Source organism: uncultured Ellagibacter sp. (assembly GCF_934636505.1).
Classification (GTDB): Bacteria; Actinomycetota; Coriobacteriia; order Coriobacteriales; family Eggerthellaceae; genus Ellagibacter.
This window is the reverse complement of record NZ_CAKUAL010000090.1, coordinates 1-6,597: the sequence shown is the minus strand read 5'-3', so window position 1 is coordinate 6,597 and position 6,597 is coordinate 1. Positions and strand designations below refer to the sequence as shown.

Sequence of the window (6,597 nt, the reverse complement as noted above, 5' to 3'; positions counted from 1 at the left end):
ATTCGAACCCCAGATACCCTTTTGGGGCATACACGATTTCCAATCGTGCTCCTTCGGCCAGCTCGGACATCTCTCCGTTTTGCCAATTGCAGCAGCTAAGTATTATACATAAGACCCTGTCTGTCCACAAGGATATTTTTCAAAAACTCGCAAACCCGCCTACTGCGGCGGCTCAAAGCGAAAACGCGCATCCTACCAGGGCGTTCGCGTTTAGTACTCGCTTGTCAGCGAGTAATGGCCGGGCGTCACCTCGGCAACGCTCATCGGAACATCGAACAGCGAGGACATGGCCTCATCGCGCAGAAGCTCCTCTTTCGACCCGTCCGCGTGCACCAACCCGTCCTTGATCAAGAGCAGCCGCTCGATTTCGGGAATGATGTCCTCGGCATAATGGGTGACCAGCAGAATCGCACGACCGGACTGCGCAATCGCGCGCATGGAGCGGCGCACGTAGTGCATCCCCTGCGGATCGAGGCCCGTGCACGGCTCGTCGAGCACAACGACATCGGGATCGTGGACAAGGGCACGAGCGAACAACACGCGCCTCGCCTGCCCGGTGGACAGCGTCATCACGTCGCGGTCCGCGATCGACTCGACGCCGAGCGTCGCCATCGTTTTCCTGCAACGCGCATAGTCGTCCTCACTCGCGTTTACCCGTTTCGGCACGCCGAGCGAACCGTACAGGCCGCCCGCAACCACCTCGATGGCAGGCATGTGCACCGTGATCTGATCCTGCATCGTCGATGACACGATGCCGAGGCTCTTCTTCACGTCCTCAAGCGTCGCCCGGGCGTTCCCGCGGAAAAGCACTGGCGGCTCGTCCTGGTAAAGCGGGAGAATCTCTCGCGTGATCAGCTTGATAAAGGTGGACTTGCCGGCGCCGTTCGGACCGAGCAGCGCCATGCTCTCCCCCTCGGCAAGCTCGAAGGAGCCGATGTGCAGGATGGTTTTGCCCGACCGTTTCACGATCGCATTGTTCAAGCAAAGAAAGGGAGGGCGCGAATCAGCTTCGCGCCCTCCCTCGAACTGACTGTCAGCCATGTGGTTTATGCTGCCTTCTTGGTCTCGGAATCACCGCTGCTAGAAGCAGTATCGCTCGAGGCGGAGGAATCGTCGGCTGCACTTACCTCGTTGTCGGCGGAGCTGCTGCTCCCATCGGTGGAGGAGTTGTCGGAGGAATCATCGCTTTGATACTTCGACATATCGAGGTCGTAGGGCAGGCCGCTCGGCATGTCCTTGATTTCGATATCGGCGTTTTCCTTGGCATCGGAGAGCCACTGCTGATAGGCCTTCGACTGGTTCGAGGACTTGAGCGAGCTTCTGAACTGCTCGACGAACTCGGAGGGCAGCTGATCGAGACTCGTCAGCTCATCAGGAGCGTGGAACTCGTCAGTGCACTTGATGATATGGATGCCGTAGCTGCTCGTGACAAGGCCGCTTACCTGGCCCTTCGAAAGATCGGCGAGGCCTGCGGTGTATTCGCTCACAAACGAGTTGAGCTTATCCCAACCCACATCACCGCCGTTTTGCGCGGAGCCGTCCTTGGAATAGGTCTTGGCAGCCTCGGCGAAATCAAGCGTTCCGGCGTTGATCTGGTCGAGCACGCTCTGCGCCGTTTCCGTGTCGTCGGCGTCGAAGAGGATATGGGAGGAACGCTTCGCGCCGTCGAAGCTGGAAACGTAAGTCTGGGCATAGGAGAGAACGTCCTCGTCGGAAGGATCGTCGCCCTCGAAGGACTTCATGAGGCCCTGCTGCAGAAGAGAGGTCTTGATGTTGCTTTTGTACTCGTCCTCGGTCATTCCGACCGCCTGGAGCGCCTCATTCCACTTGTCGTCGCTCGCGTAGTTCTGTTTCATCTGGTCGACGTAGGACTGCACCTCGTCATCGCTCACCGTGACGCCCTTTTCCTCAGCGCCCTGGATAATCAGCTCTTTGGTCACGAGGGAATCGATGACCTCCTCGCGCACCTTCTCGGGGGTGTAGTCGTATTTGACCATCCACTCGCCCCACGCGTCCTCGTCGGTCAAAGACATCTGGGAGCGGATGCTCTCGACGGAAGCCGTGACCTCTTCCTCTTGGATTTCGGCGCCGTTGACGGTCGCCGCCACGCCTCCAACACCCTTCGATCCCGACGTGGAATTGCCCGAGCACGCCGTGATGCTGACCACGCACAAGGCGGACAGGCTCACCGCGCAAACGGCCTTAGCGATTGTAGAAGCTTTCATGAAACCCTTCCCTTTACATGAAAACGTGCGGCAGCGGCGACGCAAAGCCGCACATGAGACGTCGATTCCGCACGAGATGTAATGCCGCGAAGTATTTTCGCATAGGAATATTTGGAAACATAAGGTCGCACAATTTGCCCACTTATGTTTCACAGAACGCAACACGTGACGCGAAAAGCTACGCCTCGGCCATGGCCGCCTTGAAGTCGATGATTTTCTGGCGGCAGCCATCGCAATTGGTGCCAAGCATCTGCACCGCGAGGATAGCTGCATTCTTCGCGCCGTTAATCGCGACGCAGGCAACAGGCACGCCGGAGGGCATCTGCACCATAGACAGAAGGGAGTCAAGACCGCCCAGATCGCTCGTCTTCATAGGCACGGCGATGACGGGGTCGGGCGTGTAAGCCGCGACGACGCCTCCAAGATGCGCCGCCTTGCCCGCCGCGGCGATGATCACCTTGATGCCGCGCTCGTGCGCCGTAGACGCCCATTCGTGCACTTCAAGCGGCTTGCGATGGGCGCTCGCCACCTTCACTTCGTAGGAAATGCCGAATTCGTCGAGCTGCTGCATGCACGGCTCCATCGCCGGCATGTCGGATTTGCTGCCCATGATAATGCCCACAACGGGCTTTTCGTCTGCCATGTCAAGACCTTTCACGCGTCCGCTTATTTACCTTTTCAGTATACGCGTGGCGCGCGATCGATCGCGAAGGAGAGGGCGATAACGCGGAGTCTGCGCAAAGCTAGCTTGCGGCAGCGCGCATGAGGCGGGCAATAGCCTCGTAGCCGGAGCGCCCGCGCACGAACTCCTCCGTCAAATCGAGCAGGGGAATATCCTCGGGAACGACGATCAAAGGGTTCTGCTTCAGAATCTCGATACGCGGAACATGACAGTTGAACAGGCGGCATACCTGCGGGCGCGCCTCCCAGATCATGCAGCCGCCTTCAGGGGACTGCAGCGGGCAGCGCTCGCCTTTGCGGTCGATCGGGCGCACGTGCTTGCGTTCGATGCACTCGTGCATGGCGTCGAGCTCTTTGGGTGTGATGGCCAGCACGTTCAACCCGCAGCACTGTCCGCAACAAGTGCAATCGGGGTAACTATTATCGCCGTCGAAGCGCAACGGCTCGTCGTTCGGGGTGATTTTCATGGCTTGCCTTCTGATGGAACTCACGAATGGGACTCGTCTTTTATTCGATGATAGCGCTCATTGCGCTGTGCAAGTATTTCGTTGTCGCAACATCGACAAGCGGCCCGGAAACGCAGGGAAGCGAAAGGAGGAAGTCGACTAGAAGACGAAACGAGGCACGGCCCACCACTTCAACATGGGAAACGCCCAGAATCGGGTGTCCGTTCGCCAAGAAGTAGCAGAATGACCTGCGGTGCCGAGGGATGATTTCCGCTTTGTCAGTTAATCAGGCTAAAACGTTTTGGATTAATTCGTCTATATCGTCATCCACGAGGATGCTCCTGCCCGCAATGGCGGCTGGAGCGCACGCCCCTCCTATGTTCACGCAGGCGTACGCCGCATGGCCGTTCCGACCCACGGCATTCCAGAAGGGGTATTTGATGATGACGGGCGTGTTGTCCCCGACGCCCAGCTCCAAATACAAGACGCGATCGCCGGAGTGTGCCTCGCGGAACGCGCGGTAGCGGGAAGCCGCCTCGTGCCATCCGCGGTCCTCGCAGAAAGTTCCGTCGACACGCAGGTTGGGGACCATAGGCGCCCCGCAGTGTGGGCAGCGGGGAACGAGCTCGCTCGGCACCCGCTGGTCTTTCTGGCGGCCCGCCATCTCGCGGACCTGCCGTTCGTTGTCGTACGTCTCGCCGGAGCAGTTGCGGACGCACTGGAACAGGCCGTAGTCCCCCTGCGTGTAGAACAGCCGCGCCTTGTCGAACCCCGCCAGCTGGAACTGGTGGTCGACGTTGGTGGTGAGGACGAAGTAGTCTCGCCCTTCGAGGATGCGCAGGAGGTTGAGATAGGGTTTGCCGGCCCCCGCCTCGTAGCGGTTGAGCAGGATGGCTCGGCTCCACCACGCCCAGTAGGTCTCCAGATCGGGAAAGGGATGGAACCCGCCCGAGTACATGTCGGCTATCCCGAACCGGTCGCGGAAGTCCGCGAAGTTCTCGTCGAAGCGCTTGCCAGAATAGGAGAAACCCGCCGCGGCGGAGAGCCCGGCGCCTGCGCCTACCAGGACGGCGTCGCACTCGTCGAGTTCCCGCCTCATCGCCTCTGCCGCTTCTTCCGCCGTCGCGTCGGCCCCGCGCACGAGGGCCGCGCTCCGCTTGGCGCGCGCATACCCGCCGCCGGCGAACAAGTTAGATGAAAAGAATGTCACGGTAGATCCTCTCGTCCGATTCTAGGAAGACGTCGAACACCACGTGGATGCCCGATTCTCTCTCGTCCAGCCATCCGCGCACCCTGCGGACCGAAATATCGCGCCGTGCGGGCACGCCTCTTCGCACAGCCCGCAACGCAAGCATGCCCCCTGGTCAATCCTGAACGTCCCGTCTTCGGCGCGCGCGACGCAGCCTTGCGGGCAGACGGCGGCGCATACACCGCAGCCCTCGCACCCTTCCGAGACCTCGAACACGCCTTTCGCGTCCAAAGAGGCGCGGCCTATGGCGAACGGCACCCTCACGATGGGCTTCTGGCCGAGGTCGAAGTACTCGCCGCTCCCGTCCTCGATGTAGAAGACCTCGCAGGCGTAGCGGGACTCGGCAGGATACAGCTGGTCCATGGAGGGGTTCAGCTCGAACATCCGGTCGACGAGCGCTTTCTGCTCCCCATCGGCGGCGCGGACCGCCCGCCCCCGCAGCCTGCACGTCCTGAAGTCCGTCGTCTGCCCGACGATGGCGACGACAGGGTTGCGCAGGATCTCCCTGTAAAACTCTTTGCCGCGAGGCGCGAGGAAGAAAAGCCTTCCATCCTCGACGTGCATCACGTCTATCACGCGGACGGCGGGAAGCCCCTCGGCGTCGACCGTCGCGAACGAGCAGTCCCTAATGCGCCTCAGGAAGCGCAGGCAGTACCTAGCGTCTATCTGCTCGGCGCCGGCAACGGGGATGCGACCGGATGCCGCCAGGCCGAAACCGCCTCGCGCTCCCTGCCCTTGCCATGCCCTCTCCCAGCCCATCTCTTGCCCCCTCACGATCGGCCGCGACGCCTCCTGTAGAGGGCGCCGCGGCGTTTGCCCTGCTCTGTCGCAGTGCTAGAACTTGCCGTTTTCGTTCTGCCAGTCGGCCGGGTCGGCGATAGTCTCCATGACGTCCCAGTGCTCCGCGACCTTGCCGTCTTCCACGCGCCAGAGGTCGTAGTACGACGTGGGCTTACCGCCGAAGGTGCCCTCGCTCACGCCCAGAACGAAGTTGCCCTGCGCGAGAACCTGGTGGGTCCTATCGTAGATCATCTGGATGCCGTCCGCGGCGAGCGCCTCGAGCGCGGCCCCCAGACCGGAGAGCCCGTCGGCGATTCCGGTGTTGTGCTGGAGGTAGGCGTCGCCCGCGAAGTACTCCGGGGTCTTCTCGGGGCGCTTCCCCTGCATGACGTCTTCGAGGAACGCCTCGATGAGGGCTCGGTTCTCCTCTGTCTTGTCGAGCTCGGAGACTTCGGTGGTGCCGTCGGTCTGCGTGCGGCCGGAGGGGTTTGGTCCGGCAACATTGGCGAGGTTGTCCCAGTGCTCGGCGATGAGCCCCTGGCCGTTGAAGCGGAAGATATCGAAGGCGACCTGCTCGCCGGCCCCCGCGAAGTTGTAGACGTTCTGCAGGAACACCTTGTCGCCGTCCTCGAACGCGCGAACGTTTCTCACCGTCGTCTTGGCGGGCGCGGAGGCCAGGTACTCCACGGACCCGACGAACGCGTCGCGGCCCGTGCCATAGGCGAGGTTGTGCTGAATGTAGCCCTCGTCGAGGAGGCTTGCCGCCAGCTCTGCGTCTCCGGTGACGAACGTGCCGATAAGGTCGAGTGCTTTCTGGATGTTGCTCATTTCCGTTCCTTTCCTTGCGGTTCTGCGGCCCTTCCCGCCGCTTGCTTGGCTTCATGGTAAAATCTGTGGTGTAAATAGAAAAGTAGGCACTATAAAGTGCTGTAGGTACCTATAAGTAACCATTGATGAACAGGTGGTATGCAATGAGCGACGACGAAATCGGCTACACCGAGTATCGCAATGACGAGCTCCCCAAGAGAAGCGACCTCCCCGTCTGCCCGGTGGAGACCTGCGTGTCCCTGATCGGCAGCAAGTGGAAGTTGCTCATAATGCGGGACCTGCTTCTGAATGGCTCGATGAGGTTCAAGGCCCTCCAGCGCAGCGTCGGGGGCGTCTCCCAGAAGGTCCTTACCACGAACCTGCGCAGCATGGAGGACGCGGGGCTCGT

Annotated in this window: 8 protein-coding genes; 1 reads left to right on the top strand and 7 read right to left on the bottom strand. The window is 61.0% G+C overall.

What is annotated here, in order from left to right:
* Positions 1–210: 210 nt before the first annotated feature.
* The 7 genes from Q0G18_RS08615 to Q0G18_RS08585 all read right to left on the bottom strand — a co-directional run bounded on the left by Q0G18_RS08615 (position 211) and on the right by Q0G18_RS08585 (position 6,209).
* Entirely contained in the window at positions 211–1,041 is an 831-nt protein-coding gene (locus Q0G18_RS08615) for an ATP-binding cassette domain-containing protein (RefSeq protein ID WP_297152042.1), read from the bottom strand.
* A gap of 5 nt (positions 1,042–1,046) precedes the next feature.
* Positions 1,047–2,225: a SurA N-terminal domain-containing protein gene (locus Q0G18_RS08610; RefSeq protein WP_297152039.1), complete on the bottom strand. Its 1,179-nt coding sequence runs from the start codon at positions 2,223–2,225 to the stop codon at positions 1,047–1,049.
* A 178-nt stretch (positions 2,226–2,403) separates the two neighbouring features.
* On the bottom strand, positions 2,404–2,868 hold the full coding sequence (gene purE, locus Q0G18_RS08605) for a 5-(carboxyamino)imidazole ribonucleotide mutase (protein WP_158049118.1): 465 nt from the start codon (positions 2,866–2,868) through the stop codon (positions 2,404–2,406).
* Positions 2,869–2,968: 100 nt separating this feature from the next.
* Positions 2,969–3,373, bottom strand: a complete 405-nt coding sequence (locus Q0G18_RS08600) for a YkgJ family cysteine cluster protein (RefSeq protein ID WP_297152036.1) — start codon at positions 3,371–3,373, stop codon at positions 2,969–2,971.
* 265 nt (positions 3,374–3,638) lie between these two features.
* Positions 3,639–4,562, bottom strand: coding sequence for a Sir2 silent information regulator family NAD-dependent deacetylase (locus Q0G18_RS08595; RefSeq protein WP_297152033.1), 924 nt, complete (start codon positions 4,560–4,562; stop codon positions 3,639–3,641).
* Between the two features lie 21 nt (positions 4,563–4,583).
* The gene (locus Q0G18_RS08590; RefSeq protein ID WP_297152030.1) at positions 4,584–5,360 is read right to left on the bottom strand and encodes a 4Fe-4S binding protein; all 777 of its coding nucleotides are present in this window, start codon (positions 5,358–5,360) and stop codon (positions 4,584–4,586) included.
* A 75-nt stretch (positions 5,361–5,435) separates the two neighbouring features.
* Positions 5,436–6,209, bottom strand: coding sequence for a nuclear transport factor 2 family protein (locus Q0G18_RS08585; RefSeq protein ID WP_297152027.1), 774 nt, complete (start codon positions 6,207–6,209; stop codon positions 5,436–5,438).
* 143 nt (positions 6,210–6,352) lie between these two features.
* Here Q0G18_RS08585 and Q0G18_RS08580 point away from each other — a divergent pair.
* Positions 6,353–6,597: helix-turn-helix domain-containing protein (locus Q0G18_RS08580; protein ID WP_297152025.1), on the top strand; the 245-nt coding region annotated here is incomplete at its 3' end.